Genomic DNA, 15,748 nt, shown 5'->3' with positions numbered 1-15,748 from the left:
GGCCCCGCGGCCGGTCCGTCTCTTCGTCCCCCCGTCCCGGATTACATCGTTCGTTGCCCACTATTCCCACGACCTCCGCGCGCTTGAGCCTCGATCCACGCGCCCGTTTGGGCCGGCGCGCCGGCCGGCGTTTCCTGATCGAGTGGGTAGCGGTCGGCTGCCTCGGCATCGTGGTGATCCTGCTCACTTCGTTCGGGCGGCTAAGCGGCGGCATCGATCAACTCGTGTACGACCGCTTCCTCGGCGCCCGCGCGCAGCCCTTGCTGTCCGACATCGTGATGGTCGAGATCGACAACGCGAGCATCGCGCGGCTCGGCCGCTGGCCGTGGCCGCGCAGCGTCCATGCGAAGCTGCTCGAACGGATCGCGGCGGCGCAACCGGCCGCGGTGGTCTACGACGTGCTGTTCACCGAACCGAATCTCGACGACGCCGCGCTCGCCCACGCGGTCGCGCTGAGCCCGACCTATCTGCCCCTGCTGCTCACGTCGCCCGACGACACTGGCCGCCGGGTCGTCGTCGAGCCGGTCGCGCCGCTCGCGCGCGCGGCCGCCGGGATCGGCCACATCAATTTCGAGGTCGATAGCGACGGCATCGTGCGCAGCGTCGCGCGCTTCCAGGGCGACGACGGCTCGCGCTGGCCGCAACTGATGCTGCTCGTCGCCGAAGCGGTCGAGAGCGGCAAGCTGCATCTGCGCGGCGGTCCGCCGCCGCGCCGCTCGGCCGAGCCCGTGCGCGGGAAAGCCCGAGGCAGTGACGGCGGCGAGGGCCGTTTCCTGATCCCGTTCGGCTCGAACGCCGGCAACTACACGAAGCTCAGTTTCGCGGACGTGCTCGACGGCAAGGTGCCGGCCGATCAGCTGCGCGGGCGCATCGTCGTGATCGGCGTGACGGCCTCGGGCCTGTACGACCGCTTCGCGACGCCGGTGTCCGGCGAGCTGGGGCCGCTGCCCGGCGTCTACATTCACGCGAACGTGCTCGACACGCTGCTGACCGGCCGCGAGATCGAGCCGGTCGGGCGCTGGTTCGTGTTCGCGGCGTCGCTCGCGCCGCTCGCCGCGCTGCTCGCCGGCTTTCTCGTGCTGTCGCCGCGCCGCTCGCTGCTCCTGACCGGCACGCTCGTGCTGCTCGCCGCGGCCGGTAGCGCGGGACTGCTCTACGGCGGTCGGCTCTGGATGTCGCCGGTGCCGGCGATCCTCGGCGTGGTGATCGTCTATCCGATCTGGAACTGGCGCCGCCTCGAAATGACGATGGCCTATCTGCGCGGCGAACTGCAGCGTCTCGCCGACGAACCGCATCTGCTGCCCGAGGCGCCGCGCAGCCGCCGCGAGTTCGGCGGCGATGTGCTCGAACAGCACATGGCGCTGATGGCGCAGGCCGCGCAGCGCGTGCAGGACATGAAGCGCTTCGTGTGGGACAGCCTCGACAGCGTGCCCGAGCCGATTCTCGTGAGCGATCTGCGCGGCATCGTGCTGATCGCGAACCACGCGGCCAAGGCGCATTTCGCGCGGCTCGGCGCGGCGATGCCCGAGGACCAGCCGATGCACACGGTGCTCGGCGGCCTGACGCTCGTGAAGACGATCGACAGCGGCGCGGCCTCGGACGCCGAGCGCAACCTGTCCGCGCATGCGCACTGGCCGGCGCCGCTCGATCCGAGGCGCGACGAATTCGCCGCGTTGATGGCGCAGGGTGTCGAAGTGCGCGACGCGAAGGAGCGCGACCATCTGCTGCGCTATGCGACCTGCACCAACGCGCAGGGCGAGACGACCGGCTGGATCGCCGGTCTCGTCGACGTGTCGGCGCTGCATGCAGCCGAGCGTCAGCGCGAGGACGCGCTACGGCTGCTGTCGCACGACATGCGCTCGCCGCAGGCGTCGATCCTGGCGCTGGTCGAGATGGAGCGCGCGCGGACCGAGCCGGCGCTCGCGCGCGGCCTGCTCGAACGTATCGAGCGCTATGCGCAGCGCGCGCTGACGCTCGCCGACGACTTCGTGCAGCTCGCGCGGGCCGAGTCGCAAACCTATGTGCTCGAACCGCAGAGCCTGACCGAACTGGTGATCGACGCGAGCGACGAAGTCTGGCCGCAGGCGCACGCGAAGCGCATCGCGCTGCACACCGAGACGGGCGACGCCGACAGCGACGGCCACTGGATTTGTGCCGATCGCTCGCTGATGACGCGTGCTTTTGTCAATATTCTGAACAACGCGATCAAGTACAGTCCGCCAGACACGCGCATCGTCTGCAGCTTCGCGAGCCTGCCGGCGGGGCCGCACCCGGGCGGCACGGCGCGGCGCGTGTCGTGCACGATCCGCGATCAGGGCTACGGCATTCCGAAGGAGCAGCAGGCCGGGCTGTTCGAGCGCTTCCGGCGCTTTCACGAGGCGGAGCGGCCGGAAGTGGGCGGCGCGGGACTGGGCATGGTGTTCGTGAAGACCGTCGTGACCCGTCACGGCGGCGGTGTCGAGGTCGTCAGCGCCACGGGCGAGGGCACGGCTTTCACGATCTGGCTGCCCGCGCTCGACGACGCCTAACCAACGCGTAAGCGGCCGAACCGATCGCGCCGCGCCCGTGTCCTATCCGATTGACCCGAGAGCGATCCATCCAAGAGAAACGAGGAAATGGCAAAAGTCTTCTATCTTTGCGCGGCACTGGCCGCGGCGAGCCTGACCGGCTGCGCGGGCCCGAGCGCCGACGTGCACGTCGCGCGGCCCGACCCTGCTGCCGCCGCGCTGCAAGGCGAGCCGACCTATGCGATGGCGCGCACGCAGCCGCAGGAAGGCAGCACCGATCATCCGCAGGCGGAGAAGCTGGTGCGCGACGAGCTGGCGAAACACGGTTTCGTCGATAGCGACGGCAAGCAGGCGCATTACCGTGTGTCGATGGCGTACAGCACGCGCCTCGCGTCGGTCGGCATCGGCGGCAAGGATTGCGAGCCGGCCGACTGCGGCGACTCGGGCGGCGGGCTCGGTGCGCTGATGTTCGGGCGCGAGTACCGCCATACGCTGACGCTGCGCTTCTTCGACTACGCGAATGGCGAGGAGCGCTACAAGGTCAGCGCGGTGTTCGTCGATCGCAATGCGGACCCGCTGCATGCGCTGCCGCTGCTCGCGAAAACGGCGCTTGCGAAGCTGCCGTTCGACGAACCGGCCGACTGGCGCGTGAAGCTGAGCATCGACAAGACGAGCGGCGCGGCGAGTGTGGAGTCGATGAAGCCGTTGCAGCCGTTGCAGCGTTGAGGCAACGCTAAGGCAGGGATAGGCTTTGGGCTAACGGCGCTGTTGGGTTGGGGCTGACGGGGCTGAGCCTGGGCTTGGGCCGGGTTGGGACGAAGTCGAAACGAGGCCCAAACCTGGTTCATCCAGACCCGGCTAAAGCGGCAAGCCGGGGCCGCCCCGGCCTTGTGCGCGCCTTACTCGCGCTCCACAACATCACTCTGCGGCCAGCAGTTTTCGAACACGCAATCGGCAAGCGGCAGACGGCTCGCCCAGCGCTCGGTTTCGAGCATCGGCTCGCTGTAAAACCGGTCGACGTGGCCGAGGCACAGAATCGCGACCGGCCGCGCGCCCGCGGGCATGCGCAGCAGCTCGCGCACCGCCTCGACGTCGAACAGCGACACCCAGCCGAGCCCGAGCCCTTCCGCGCGCGCGGCGAGCCACATGTTCTGGATCGCGCACGCAACCGAGGCAAGGTCCATCTCCGGCAACGTGCGGCGTCCGAACACGTGCCGCTCGCGCCCGTCCATCAGCGCGATCACGAGCAGTTCCGCGCATTCGAGCATGCCCTCCACCTTGAGCTTCATGAACTCGTCGCGGCGCTTGCCGAGCGCGTCGGCGGTGGCGAGCCGTTCGCGCTCGACGATGTCGTGCAGGGCCGTGCGCAGGGTTGAATCGGTAATGCGCGCGATGCGCCACGGCTGCATGAAGCCGACGCTCGGCGCGTGATGCGCGGCGTCGAGCAGACGCCGCAGCACGGCGGGATCGACCGGATCGGCCACGAAGTGGCGCATGTCGCGGCGTTCGTAAATCGCGCGATATACCGCGTCGCGCTCGGAATCGTCAAAAGGCTGCGCCATGGAACAGGGCGGCCGTGAAGGCCGGGTTGGAAGGCCAGTAGGCGTGCATATAGGTTGCCACAATCGGGCCCACGCGATAAACCGCCTCGCCGGCGGCGTCGCTGTGCGCGCGTGTGGCGAAGCGCAGCGGCGCGAGCGGCGTGCTGAGCTTCGAGTAGTGGAACGTGTGGCCGGTCAGCGGGCCGTGCAGGCTGTCGATCTGCTGCATGCCGAGCGCGGCGAAGCGCTTTTGCAGCGTCGCGTGACCGGGCACGAGGCCGAGCATGGGCGTGCTCGTGCCGTGCGCGTCGGTCAGCCGGTCGAGCAGATAGAGCATGCCGCCGCATTCGGCGACCACGGGCTTGCCCGCCGCGACGTGCGCGCGGATCGACGCGGCGCTGCGCGCGTTGCCGGCCAGCGTCGCCGCGTGCAGCTCGGGATAGCCGCCCGGCAGATAGAGCGCGTCGATGTCGTCGGGCAGGGCTTCGTCGGCGAGCGGCGAGAAGTCGTGCACTTGTGCGCCGAGCGCTTCGAGCAGCGCGACGTTGGCCGGATAGATGAACGAGAACGCGGCGTCGCGCGCTATCGCGATCCGCTTGCCGTCGAGCAGGCGCGGCAAGACTTCGGGCACGGGCGAGTCGAAGTCGACGGCCGGCGGCAACTCGGCGAGCGCGGTTGCCGCGAGCGTATCGGCCGCGTGCTCGAGGCGCGCGTCGAGGTCGTCGATTTCGTTTGCCTGGTGCAGGCCAAGGTGCCGGTCGGGCAGCGTGATTTCGTCGCTCGCGGCGATGTGCCCGCACCAGTGCAATTCGGGCGGCAGCGCTTCCTGCAGCATCTGCGCGTGGCGCGCCGAGCCGACGCGATTCGCGAGCACGCCATGAAACGGCAGTTCGGGCCGAAAGCGCGCGAGCCCGAACGCGAGCGCGCCGAAGGTCTGCGCCATCGCCTGCGCGGAGATCACCGCGAGCACCGGCACGCCGAACGTCGCGGCGAGATCGGCGCTGCTCGGCGTGCCGTCGAACAGGCCCATCACGCCTTCGATCAGGATCAGATCGGCCTCGGCCGCCGCCTGCGCGAGCAGGTTGCGGCACGCGGTTTCACCGACCATCCACAGATCGAGCGACAGCACCGGCGCGCCGCTCGCGCGCGCGAGGATCATCGGGTCGAGAAAGTCCGGGCCGGTCTTGAACACGCGCACGCGCCGTCCGAGCCGCCGGTGCAGGCGCGCGAGCCCCGCCGTGATCGTGGTCTTGCCCTGGCCCGAGGCGGGCGCGCTGATAAAGAGCGCGGGACAGGCCGGGCGGCGCGTCGCTTCGGGCGCTGACGGCATCGCTCAGAACTCCACGCCGCGCTGCGCCTTCACGCCCTGCTCGCGATACGGATGCTTGATCGCGCGCATTTCGGTGACGAGATCGGCGGCTTCGATCAGCGCGTCCGGCGCATGGCGGCCGGTCACGACGACGTGCAGCATCGGCGCGCGCGCGTTGATGACCGACAGCACTTCGTCGAGCGGCAGGTATTCGTACTTGAGCACGGTGTTCAGTTCGTCGAGGATCACCATCTGATAGTCGCCGCTTTCGATCATCCGGCGCGCCTCGTCCCAGCCCTTGCGCGCGGTGGCGATGTCGGCGTCGCGGTTCTGGGTGTTCCAGGTGTAGCCGTCGCCCATCGTGACGAAATCGCAGTGTGCGATCGCGCCGAGAAAGTCGCGCTCCGAGGTATGCAGCGCGCCCTTGATGAACTGCACGACGCCAAGGCGCATGCCGTGGCCGAGCACGCGCACGGCCATGCCGAACGCGGCCGTGCTTTTGCCCTTGCCGGTGCCGGTGTTGACGATCAGCAGGCCTTTCTCGACGGTCGCGGCGGCCTGTTTCTTTTCATGGCCCTCGCGGCGGCGTTCGGTCATGCGTTGATGCGATTCGGGATCGGTTTTCATCGAAGGTCCTGTTGGGGAGTGTCGGGTTGGGTTGGAGCGGTGTCGGCGTCGCTGCTGGCCGAGGCGATCGCGACGGTAACGCCGTCGTGCACGGTCTTGGGTACGAGCAGGCGCGCGGGCTGTGTGGGCGATGCAGCGGCTGACGCAGCCGCCAGGGTCTGCGCCGCGAGCAGCGCGCAGGGTTCGCAAACGCCATCGACGCCGAGATGCGTTTGCGCGGCCAGCGACGGCGTGGCGACCGGCACCGCGGCGATCTGCTCGCGGCTGAACACCTGCAACGGCAGCGCATGACGCGCGCAGAATTCGCGCAGGCCCGCTTCGTGGGCTTTGGCGTCGAGCGTGGCGACGGCGTGAATCTGTTCGAAAGAAGCGACGCACGCGTGCGAGCCGAGCGCGGCGCGCACCGCCGCTTCGATCTGTTGCGCCGAACTGCCGAGGCGACAGCCGATGCCGACGCCGAGCGTCTTGCCCGGGCGTCCGGTGTGTCGAGCGGCATCGGCTTTGGCTTCGGCATTCGCGTCAGCGCAAGAGGCCTCGTGCCCGGCGCTGGCGAGCGAGGCGCGCGTCATCGCGGCATGCAAGGCAAACGCCTCGCGGTAATGGAAAAAGGGCGGCTGCCTGCAAGGGCGCACGCGGCAAGGAAGATCGAGGTCATGCGGTACTGCGAATCCGGGCTTGGACCATCGCGCGGCGCGTTGCGTTTTCGCGGCGAAAACCCCGTGGAAAAACGCCACGCGCGGCGCGGCCATGCTTGAACGCCATCACATCCGTTCCCCGCGGATTCCGGCGGCCGGCAACGCAGCGATGAACGCGGCGCCGCCTCCGCGTCTGGCCGGTATCCGGGCTGGCGGCCTCACGCGCTTTGCCTTCCCGTCCGGATTCATCGGACAGTGGCGCGAAAAACGCATGTGCGACGCGGCCGGAACGGCGCTCGCGTCGCAGGTCGCTTACCGTTGCGGGGACAGCACAGATTGAACGCATGACGCGCTGCCTGTTTCCCGTTTAACTGCACACGCGAGCGCATGTGCGGGCACCAAACGCGCGCATACGATAGCACATGGCGCCCCGCCGGATAAGCGCGCGCGGCGCTTCACGCGGTGTCCTTTCCTTGACTGCGCATGGCCGTGGGCCTACACTCGCACGCACTTCTGGTGCTCGCGCGCGCATCCATGCGCGTGCAGTTAAACGGGAAACAGGGAGCCCACCTGCTCTGGAACGGGCCAACCTGTGCTGTCCCCGCAACGGTAAGCGAAAAGCGGTATCGGCTGCATGGCCGGCCACCGCGGAGCCGGCTTCGATGTCCACGCGCAAGGCTGCGTCGGCATATCACCACTGGTCGAGAAACCACTCGGCCGGGAAGGGGAAGCGGCGCTTTCGCCAGCCCGGATACCGGCCCGAAGATGCAGGACGGACGCCACGGGGATGCGGCGTCGCGTTCACGACCTCACTTTCCGCTTTCTGTTTTCCGTTGTCGCGGCAACGCCGGCGCTCGTTCCGGCATGCGCGGCGCAACGCCTTCGGATGAACCTCACGATGCAAACTCAATTGCGCAAGATCCCCGTCACGATCGTCACGGGCTTTCTCGGCAGCGGCAAAACCACGCTGCTGCGGCACATTCTTCAGCATGCGGGCGGCAAGCGCATCGCGGTGATCGTCAACGAGTTCGGCGAACTCGGCATCGACGGGGAGATCCTCAAGGGTTGCGGCATCGGCTGCGATGAAAACGGCGTCGAAACCGAAGGGCAACTGTATGAACTCGCGAACGGTTGCCTCTGCTGCACCGTGCAGGAAGAGTTTTTTCCGGTGATGGAAAAGCTCGTCGAGCGCCGCGGCGAAATCGATCACGTGCTGATCGAAACCTCGGGTCTCGCATTGCCGAAGCCGCTCGTGCAGGCGTTCAACTGGCCGCAGATCAAGAACAGCTTCACGGTCGACGCGGTCGTGACCGTCGTCGATGGTCCGGCTGCCGCGAGCGGCCAGTTTGCCGCGAACCCGGTCGCCGTCGATGCGCAGCGCAAGGCCGATCCGAATCTCGATCACGAATCGCCGCTGCACGAGCTGTTCGAAGATCAGTTGTCCGCGGCCGATCTCGTGATCCTGAACAAGACCGACCTCGTCGACGATGCGCAGCAGCGCGCGGTCGAAGCGCTGATTCGCGGGGAGATTCCGCCGCAGGTGAAGATCGTGCGCGCGCAGCAGGGCCAGCTCGATCTGCACACGCTGCTCGGGCTCGAAGCGGCTTCGGAAGAGACGATCCACCTGCGCCACGATCATCACGGTTCCGCCGACGATCCCGACCACCACCACGACGAATTCGATTCGGTCGTCGTGGAAGCGCGCGTGTCGTCGCGCGACGCGGCGATCGCCGCATTGCAGACGCTTGTCGAAGGCCACACGATTTATCGCGTGAAGGGCTTTGCCGCGTTGCCGGGCGCGGCGATGCGCCTCGTGATTCAGGGCGTGGGGCGGCGCTTCGACAGCTATTTCGACCGGCGCTGGCAGGCCGGTGAAAATGACGGCGGCGCGCACGCCGGCAGCCGTTTCGTGCTGATCGGCGAAGACCTCGATCAGGCCACGCTGCAACGCGCGTTCGACGCGGCACTCGACGCCGCCGCTCCTGCGCCCGCGAGCGTTGCCGCACACCAGGCGTAAGCGCTCATGCATCTGCTACGCACGACGCCGGGCGGTTTCGTCGACGATACGCAGGGCGTGATCCGTATCGATCAGCAGCCTGCCGATATCGTCGTGCTCAGTTCCGCCGACACCACGCTGTCGCTGCTCGCGAGCGTGGTGCCGCGTCTCGGCGACGGCTTCCCGAGCCTGCGGCTCGCCAACGTCACCTATTTGCGGCAGCCGGCGTCGGTCGATTTCTATCTCGACGACGTGTTGCAGCATGCACGCGTCGTCGTGGTCGATCATCTCGGCGGCGAGGCTTACTGGCCGTACGGCATCGAGCAGGTCGTCGCGCTCGCGCAGCGCAGGCAGCAAACGCTTGCGATGTTTTCCGGCGATTTGCAGGAGGACCCGAACCTGCTCGCGCGCAGTACCGCGAGCGCCGAGCTGTGCCATCAGTTGTGGCGTTATCTGCGCGAGGGCGGCCCGCAGAATGCCGAGGCGTTCCTGCGCTGCATCGCCTATCGCGCGCTCGATTGGGGACGCGAGCCCGAGCCGCCGCGCGCGTTGCCGGCCGCGTCGCTCTATCATCCCGCGCACGACACGCCGACCATCGCCGACTGGCAGGCGCGCTGGCGCCAGGACGCGCCTGTGGTCGCGATTCTGTTCTACAAGGCGCATCTGCAGGCTGCCAATACCGCGGTGTTCGATGCGCTGATCGACGCGCTCGAAGCGCAAGGGCTCAATCCGCTGCCGCTCGCGATCACGTCGCTGAAAGATGCGGTGAGCCGCGAAGTCGTGCAGTCGCTGTGCGCGCAGCACGATGCTGCACTCGTGCTCAATACGACCGCGTTCGCCGCGTCCGCGATCGACGACCCCGAGCCGCTCGCGCTGGCCGGCGACGCGCCGGTGTTGCAGGTGATCCTGAGCGGCGGCAATCGCGAGGACTGGCTCAAGGACAATCACGGCCTCAATTCGCGCGACATCGCAATGCATATCGCGCTGCCGGAAGTGGACGGCCGCATCATCACGCGTGCGATCAGCTTCAAGGGGCTCGCCTATCGTTGTCCGCATACCGAGGTCGACGTGGTCCGCTATCAGCCCGACCTCGAACGCGTGCGTTTTCTCGCCGAACTGAGCCGCCGCTGGTGCCGTCTACGTTCGCTCGACAATGCGGACAAGAAGCTCGCGCTGATTCTCGCGAACTATCCGATGAGCGAAGGGCGCATCGGCAATGGCGTCGGGCTCGATACGCCGGCTTCGGTGGTCGGCATTCTGTCGATGCTGCGCGGCGAGGGCTATCGTGTTGGCGAATTGCCCGAAAACGGCGCTGCGTTGTTGCAGAAACTCACCGAAGGCGTGACCAACGATCCCGTTGTGCGCGATCTGCGTCCAGCCTTGCAAAGCCTTGCACTCGACGACTACCTCGCGCATTTCAACGCGCTGCCGGCGAGCGTGCGCGACGCGTTGATCGCGCGCTGGGGCCTGCCCGAGCAGGACCCGACGCTGCGGCGCGGGCGCTTCATGATCGCGGGCTGGCGCTGCGGGCACGTATTCGTCGGCATTCAGCCGGCGCGTTCGCGCGAGCAGGGCGATTACGCGAGCTATCACGATGCCGAACTCGTGCCGCCGCATGCGTATCTCGCGTTCTATTTCTGGCTGCGCCGGCAGTTCGGCATCGACGCGGTCGTGCACGTCGGCAAGCACGGCAACCTCGAATGGCTGCCCGGCAAGAGCGTCGCGCTGAGCGAGGCGTGCTGGCCCGATCTGATTCTCGGGCCGATGCCGCATCTGTATCCGTTCATCGTCAACGATCCGGGCGAGGGCAGCCAGGCCAAGCGGCGCGCGCAGGCGGTCATCGTCGATCATCTGATGCCGCCGCTCACGCGCGCCGAAAACTATGGACCGCTGCAGGACCTCGAACGCCAGGTCGACGAATACTACGAAGCGCTGATGGTCGATCCGCGCCGCGCGAAGCTGCTGCGCCGCACGATTCTCGCGACGATCGTCGAGCACCGCCTGCACGAGGAACTGAGCCTCGCCGCGCCGAATGGCCAGGATGATGAAGACGCGCTGCTCACGCGCGTCGATGCGTGGTTGTGCGAACTGAAGGAAGCGCAGATTCGCGATGGTCTGCATACGTTCGGGCAATCGCCGGCCGGCGTGCAGCGGCGCGATACGCTGCTTGCGCTCGGGCGCTTTCCGATCGGCGATGGACAGGGGCGCAGAGCGGGGCTCGTCGACGCGCTGGCGCGCGATCTGCGTATTGATCATCTGTTCGATCCGTTGACGGTCGATTGGGCCGGGCCGTGGGACGGTCCGCGCCCGGCCGTGTTGCAGCGGGTCAGCGACGCGCCGTGGCGGCATTACGGCGACACGCGCGAGCGGCTGGAGATGCTCACGGCGGAGTTGTTGCTCGGGGTGTGTGGTGTGGGCAGCGATGAAGCGGATGGCGCGCGTGCGGCTCCATCGTTTGAGAGCAACTTGCCGCAAGCGGCGCTAGTTATCGAACGTTTGCGCGACGACGTGCTGCCGCGTCTCGACGCCTGTGGCCCGCAGGAAATGCTGCAACTGAAGCGCGGCCTCGAAGGCCGTTTCGTGCCGCCGGGGCCGAGCGGCTCGCCGTCGCGCGGACGGCCCGACGTGTTGCCGACCGGCCGCAACTTCTATTCGGTCGACACGCGCGCGGTGCCGACGCAAGCGGCCTGGGCGCTCGGCCTGAAATCCGCGCAGCAGCTGATCGAGCGGCATTTGCAGGAACATGGCGATTATCCGCGCGCGATCGGCCTGTCGGTATGGGGCACCGCGACGATGCGCACCGGTGGCGACGATATCGCGCAGGCGCTCGCGCTGCTTGGTGTGCGGCCGAAGTGGGCGCCGGGCAGCCATCGCGTGACCGACTTCGAGATCATGCCGATCGAAGCCTTCGACCGTCCGCGTATCGATGTGACGTTGCGCGTATCCGGTTTCTTCCGCGATGCGTTTGCGAACGTGATGCATCTGTTCGATGCGGCCGTGCAAGCCGTCGCCGAACTCGACGAACCCGAAGCGTTGAATCCGATCCGCGCGCGCGTGCTGCGCGAGCGCGATGCGCTGATCGCGCGCGGCATGGAGCCGGCCGAAGCGCGCAAGCGGGCCGGCTGGCGCGTCTTCAGCGCGCGGCCCGGCGCGTATGGCGCGGGTGTGCAGGAGATGATCGACTCGCGCCACTGGCAGACCGACGCCGATCTCGCGAACGCGTATCAGGCATGGGGAGGTTACGCGTACACGCAGAAAAGCGCGGGCGAGGCAGCGCAGCACGCGTTCGGCACGCGTCTCGCGGCAATGGACGTGGTGCTGCAAAACCAGGACAACCGCGAGCACGACGTGCTCGACTCGAACGACTATTACCAGTTCCAGGGCGGCATGGTCGCGGCGGTACGGCATCTGGCCGGCCAGCAGCCGAGCGTCTATCACGCCGATCACAGCAATCCGGCCGCGCCGCGTGTGCGTACGTTGCGCGAGGAGATCGCGCGCGTGATCCGCTCGCGGGTGGTCAATCCGAAATGGCTCGATGGCGTGAAGCGCCACGGTTATAAAGGCGCGGCCGAGATCGCGGCGACCGTCGATTATCTGTACGGCTACGATGCGACCGCGCGCGTGGTCGCGGATCATCAATACGCGCTCGTCGCCGACGCGTATCTGAACGATGCCGATACGCGCGCGTTCATGCAACGGCACAATCCGCATGCGCTGCATTCGGTCTGCGAGCGTCTGCTCGAAGCGATGCAGCGCGGGCTGTGGCAGGCGCCCGGCGACTATCGCGCGCAGGTGGAGCAGCATCTGCTCGCGAGTGAACAGCAGATCGAAGGAAGGCAGAGATGAATGGGGTGACGCGAGAGGCGGGCGAGATGAGCGGCGTGGATACGGTATCGGGCACCGCATCGGGTTCGGCCCGGCGGCCGGCTTTTCCCTTCGCCGCGCTGATCGGCCAGGCACCGTTGCAGCAGGCCTTGTTGCTTGCGGCGATCGATCCGGGCCTCGGCGGCGTGTTGATCAGCGGGCCGCGCGGCACGGCGAAGTCGACCGCGGCGCGCGCGCTCGCCGAATTGCTGCCGGAAGGACAACTCGTGAATCTGCCGCTCGGTGCGAGCGAGGATCGGCTGATCGGCACACTCGATATCGAAACCGTGCTGCGTGACGGCGCGGTGCGCTTCTCGCCGGGGCTGCTTGCGAAGGCGCATCGCGGCGTGCTGTATGTCGATGAGGTCAATCTGCTGCCCGATGCGCTCGTCGACGCGTTGCTCGATGCGGCGGCGAGCGGCGTGAATACCGTCGAACGCGATGGCGTATCGCATAGCCATGACGCGAGCTTCGTGCTGATCGGCACGATGAATCCCGAAGAGGGCGAGTTGCGGCCTCAACTGATCGACCGTTTCGGTTTGATGGTCGAGTTGCGCAACGCGTTCGAGCCGTCGACACGGCAGGCGATCGTCAAGGCGCGGCTCGCGTTCGATCATGATCCGGCGGCATTTTGTGCCACTCACGCTGAGCAGCAGGCCGCGTACGTGCAGCGGATTCGCGCGGCGCGCGCGGTGCTGCCGCAACTCTCGTTCGACGACGCCGTGCATGCGCACGTGAGTGCGTTGTGCATCGACGCGGCCGTGGACGGTTTGCGCGCCGATCTCGTGATGCTGCGCGCGGCGCGTGCGCTCGCGGCGCTGGAGCAGTCGGCTGCGGTGACGGTGGAGCATGTGGATCGTGTGGCCGAGGCAGTGCTGCTTCATCGGTGGCGTAAGCATGAGCATGAGCATGAGCCGCGTGCCCGGCAATACGATGAGTCGGAAAGCGATGCGCGTGAGAGCGCGGCGCATCGTCAGCCGGATACGTCGGCCGGCGACTCGCGCCATGCGAGCGAAACCTCGCCATCTTCCGCCGACACCGACTGGGGCTATCTGCCGCCGGAGCCGACCGCGGCCGTGCCGGTCAAAAGCGTGATCCCGCTCGGCGTAAAAAAACGCTGAGCCATCGGAAGGGCGCCGCCGCTGACTCGCGCAGCGGTTTTCGATGGCGGCATGGCATGGGTGCGGGTGTACGCAGCGCTGCGCGCGGCGAGCCGGGCCGACGCATTGCGTGGATGCCGACGCTTGTCGCGATGCGCGAGCGCACGTTGCGTCGCGAGCATTTGCGCTTCGTGCCTGAAGTGCCGCGCGGCGGTGTACTGCATTGCTTCGTGCTCGATTGTTCGGGGTCGATGCTGGCCGGTCAGCGGCTCGCCTTGGCGAAAGGCCTGTTGATCGCGCTGTTCGACGAGGCCAGCGCGATGCGCGCCGAAGTCGCGCTGATCTGCTTCGGCGGTGCGGGAGCGGACGTGCGTTTCGGTCCCGCCGTGCCGCGTTGGTGGAACGAGCGATGGCTGCAACCGGTGGGCGGCGGCGGCGGTTCGCCGCTGGCGTCGGGCGTGCGGCGGGCCGCGCAACTGCTCGGGCGCAGCGCGCGCAGACGGCCGGCGCAGCAACGCTGGCTATGGATTCTGAGCGATGGCCGCTCGCGCGACGAGCCCGAGCGTCCGCCTGATGTCGATGAGGTGGTGTTCGTCGATTTCGAGCGCGGCGCGCTACGGCTTGGCCGTTGTGCAGCGTTCGCCGATGCGTGGGGCGCGCGGTATTTGACGCCGGAAGAGTTGATCGGCTGAGCGGTTGGGCAACTGAGCGGCGCGTGGGTTGTGTTCGTGCGGTGGCGTGCGAATTTGCGCGATTCGCATGCGCGGCGCCGCGCCGCGTTATGCGTGCCGCTCAGCGATGCCGTTTCTTCAGGCCGTGGCGTTGGACCAGTACAGCACGTCGTCGTGGCGATCGAACACGAAGACTTTCATCGCCATCTGCTGCGCGGTGTCGAGCTGGTCCAGTTCGAGCCCATGAGTCGACGGCTCGCCGGGCGCGCTGCCTTTCTGCACGTTGCGGATGACCGCCGTGGTCTCGATCTCGGTATCGAGTTCGGCCGACTTCAGACGAAACGCGAGACGCAGCCGCTCGCCGACCGAGCCGAGCGTCCACGAGGCGCTCAGCGACATGCCGAGCGCGCTGATGCCTTTCGCGAGCCCGAGCCCTTCGTAGTTCTCGCCGGTTTCGCCGATGCCGAAGCGCACCGCGAGGTGCGCATGGACACGGATCGATTTACGTTCGCGCAGACGCCGGATCGCGCCGGGTTTCGACAGGACGAGATAGTCGAACGGCAGGCGGCAGACTGCTTCGACCGTGCAGACGAAACGGAATACGGCCTGGCTCGCGATCGCGACGATCTCGACGTTTTCGCCGGGCACGAGCGGCAGCAGGCGGCCATTCTGCAACGGCGGCGTGACGAAGAGCGCATGATTCGGCGCGAAACCGATGATGCGGCACGGGTGCATCGGCGCGCTGCCGCTGACGAGGGAGCGCATGCCGATCAATGCGCCGATCTCGAGGTGCATGTCCCTGACCGTCTGTTCGCCGGCGGGGGGCGGCTGCGGGGCGGGTTCGGCGGGCCGCTGCGCGTTCGGACCCAGCAGGTCGCCGCGTTGCGGCTGGAAGTGCGTGAACAGAAACGTACGCTCGTCCGTGGTCGCGAGGACCGTGCCGCTCGCGAAGAGCAGCGTGCCGTCGGCATCGACGATCGGCCAGGCGAGCGGTGAACCTACCGGGACTGCATCGGGATTGAGTGCCGGAGATGAGGCGGCAGGCGGGGTATCGTCGACGTGTTCCTCGACAGGGTTGTCCATGGTCGGCAGCTTGTTGGATTGGCGAGATAACTGGTTGACGGCGGCGGCGGGTAAAACTTTAGTTGTCGAGTGAAATGGATGGGCGTCTTTGTCGGCGAGGGGCGGTTTCGGTGTTTTCCCGCTTCTGGCGATGGCCGAATTAAATTGGATAACTAAATTACTTCGTGGCGATCTTTTGTTGCGGCTTCCAGTTACGGATGTTGGTCTTTGCTGCATGGTACGGTTGTGGTATGGAGCCCTTCGCAAGAAAATTCGCGCAAGGGTCTTGACGTGACGTGGGGCGGTCAGCATAATCTCGTTTCTCTGCTGCAGACGCAGCGACGCAAACGAAGCGGTGCCGGGTGGTTTGGGTGCTGTGAGTTTGTGGACTGATCTTTAAAAACCAACAGCCGATAAGTGTGGGCGCTTGATGCGG

General features: G+C 67.3%; 13 protein-coding genes and 2 riboswitches. Of the genes, 7 read left to right on the top strand and 6 right to left on the bottom strand.

The genetic code is table 11. The features are described 5' to 3' along the window. The first annotated feature begins 62 nt into the window (after positions 1–62). A complete protein-coding gene (locus F3J20_RS07765) occupies positions 63–2,528 on the top strand; it encodes a CHASE2 domain-containing protein (RefSeq protein WP_167283066.1) in 2,466 nt (821 codons plus the stop codon). Positions 2,529–2,615: 87 nt separating this feature from the next. Next, on the top strand, positions 2,616–3,233 hold the full coding sequence (locus tag F3J20_RS07760; RefSeq protein WP_167282912.1) for a DUF4136 domain-containing protein: 618 nt from the start codon (positions 2,616–2,618) through the stop codon (positions 3,231–3,233). A 173-nt stretch (positions 3,234–3,406) separates the two neighbouring features. On the opposite strand, the gene bluB is transcribed toward F3J20_RS07760, so the two are convergent. From bluB to F3J20_RS07740, 4 genes are read right to left on the bottom strand one after another with little or no spacing between them, the layout of a single operon-like run. Beyond that, complete coding sequence (gene bluB, locus F3J20_RS07755) at positions 3,407–4,069, bottom strand: 5,6-dimethylbenzimidazole synthase (protein ID WP_167046883.1); 663 nt, start codon at positions 4,067–4,069, stop codon at positions 3,407–3,409. Further along, positions 4,053–5,378, bottom strand: coding sequence for a cobyrinate a,c-diamide synthase (locus F3J20_RS07750; protein ID WP_167282910.1), 1,326 nt, complete (start codon positions 5,376–5,378; stop codon positions 4,053–4,055). The genes bluB and F3J20_RS07750 overlap by 17 nt, the downstream gene beginning before the upstream one ends. 3 nt (positions 5,379–5,381) lie before the next feature. Beyond that, positions 5,382–5,984, bottom strand: a complete 603-nt coding sequence (cobO, locus tag F3J20_RS07745; protein ID WP_167046877.1) for a cob(I)yrinic acid a,c-diamide adenosyltransferase — start codon at positions 5,982–5,984, stop codon at positions 5,382–5,384. Beyond that, positions 5,981–6,553 carry a cobalamin biosynthesis protein gene (locus F3J20_RS07740; protein WP_205193201.1) on the bottom strand — a complete coding sequence of 191 codons (573 nt, stop codon included), beginning with the start codon at positions 6,551–6,553 and terminating at the stop codon, positions 5,981–5,983. Before F3J20_RS07740 ends, cobO begins: the two co-directional genes overlap by 4 nt. 6 nt (positions 6,554–6,559) lie before the next feature. Between F3J20_RS07740 and F3J20_RS31805 the strand changes: the two genes are divergently transcribed. From F3J20_RS31805 to F3J20_RS07720, 5 genes are all read left to right on the top strand, one after another. Further along, positions 6,560–6,739, top strand: coding sequence for a hypothetical protein (locus F3J20_RS31805; protein WP_205299248.1), 180 nt, complete (start codon positions 6,560–6,562; stop codon positions 6,737–6,739). Positions 6,740–6,796: 57 nt separating this feature from the next. Beyond that, positions 6,797–7,037: riboswitch (cobalamin riboswitch) on the bottom strand. 79 nt (positions 7,038–7,116) lie between these two features. Next, positions 7,117–7,397: riboswitch (cobalamin riboswitch) on the top strand. A 120-nt stretch (positions 7,398–7,517) separates the two neighbouring features. Next, a complete protein-coding gene (cobW, locus tag F3J20_RS07735; RefSeq protein WP_275691446.1) occupies positions 7,518–8,636 on the top strand; it encodes a cobalamin biosynthesis protein CobW in 1,119 nt (372 codons plus the stop codon). Between the two features lie 6 nt (positions 8,637–8,642). Beyond that, on the top strand, positions 8,643–12,461 hold the full coding sequence (cobN, locus tag F3J20_RS07730; RefSeq protein WP_167282904.1) for a cobaltochelatase subunit CobN: 3,819 nt from the start codon (positions 8,643–8,645) through the stop codon (positions 12,459–12,461). A 26-nt stretch (positions 12,462–12,487) separates the two neighbouring features. Further along, positions 12,488–13,600 (top strand): AAA family ATPase, encoded by a 1,113-nt coding sequence (locus F3J20_RS07725; protein ID WP_167283064.1) that lies wholly within the window; start codon positions 12,488–12,490, stop codon positions 13,598–13,600. Between the two features lie 56 nt (positions 13,601–13,656). After that, entirely contained in the window at positions 13,657–14,271 is a 615-nt protein-coding gene (locus tag F3J20_RS07720; RefSeq protein WP_167282902.1) for a VWA domain-containing protein, read from the top strand. A 117-nt stretch (positions 14,272–14,388) separates the two neighbouring features. Here F3J20_RS07720 and F3J20_RS07715 read toward each other — a convergent pair whose 3' ends face one another. Together F3J20_RS07715 and F3J20_RS31800 are read right to left on the bottom strand one after the other, a co-directional pair. Further along, positions 14,389–15,333 carry a flagellar brake protein gene (locus F3J20_RS07715; protein ID WP_167282900.1) on the bottom strand — a complete coding sequence of 315 codons (945 nt, stop codon included), beginning with the start codon at positions 15,331–15,333 and terminating at the stop codon, positions 14,389–14,391. A 157-nt stretch (positions 15,334–15,490) separates the two neighbouring features. Further along, positions 15,491–15,748, bottom strand: a 258-nt coding sequence (locus tag F3J20_RS31800; RefSeq protein WP_205299246.1) for a hypothetical protein, incomplete at its 5' end; no start/stop codon positions are given.

The organism is Paraburkholderia sp. Cy-641 (assembly GCF_011752945.1).
Lineage (GTDB): Bacteria > Pseudomonadota > Gammaproteobacteria > Burkholderiales > Burkholderiaceae > Paraburkholderia.
The sequence above is the reverse complement of the archived record's forward strand: the minus strand, read 5'-3'. Positions and strand labels throughout refer to the sequence as shown.

What these genes read in the sequence shown, in the direction of transcription:
- F3J20_RS07760 (WP_167282912.1), top strand. Translation starts at nt 2,616, where the DNA reads ATGGCAAAAGTCTTCTATCTTTGCGCGGCACTGGCCGCGGCGAGCCTG.
- bluB (WP_167046883.1), bottom strand. Translation starts at nt 4,069, where the DNA reads ATGGCGCAGCCTTTTGACGATTCCGAGCGCGACGCGGTATATCGCGCG.
- F3J20_RS07750 (WP_167282910.1), bottom strand. Translation starts at nt 5,378, where the DNA reads ATGCCGTCAGCGCCCGAAGCGACGCGCCGCCCGGCCTGTCCCGCGCTC.
- cobO (WP_167046877.1), bottom strand. Translation starts at nt 5,984, where the DNA reads ATGAAAACCGATCCCGAATCGCATCAACGCATGACCGAACGCCGCCGC.
- F3J20_RS07740 (WP_205193201.1), bottom strand. Translation starts at nt 6,553, where the DNA reads ATGACGCGCGCCTCGCTCGCCAGCGCCGGGCACGAGGCCTCTTGCGCT.
- F3J20_RS31805 (WP_205299248.1), top strand. Translation starts at nt 6,560, where the DNA reads ATGCAAGGCAAACGCCTCGCGGTAATGGAAAAAGGGCGGCTGCCTGCA.
- cobW (WP_275691446.1), top strand. Translation starts at nt 7,518, where the DNA reads ATGCAAACTCAATTGCGCAAGATCCCCGTCACGATCGTCACGGGCTTT.
- cobN (WP_167282904.1), top strand. Translation starts at nt 8,643, where the DNA reads ATGCATCTGCTACGCACGACGCCGGGCGGTTTCGTCGACGATACGCAG.
- F3J20_RS07725 (WP_167283064.1), top strand. Translation starts at nt 12,488, where the DNA reads ATGAGCGGCGTGGATACGGTATCGGGCACCGCATCGGGTTCGGCCCGG.
- F3J20_RS07720 (WP_167282902.1), top strand. Translation starts at nt 13,657, where the DNA reads ATGGGTGCGGGTGTACGCAGCGCTGCGCGCGGCGAGCCGGGCCGACGC.
- F3J20_RS07715 (WP_167282900.1), bottom strand. Translation starts at nt 15,333, where the DNA reads ATGGACAACCCTGTCGAGGAACACGTCGACGATACCCCGCCTGCCGCC.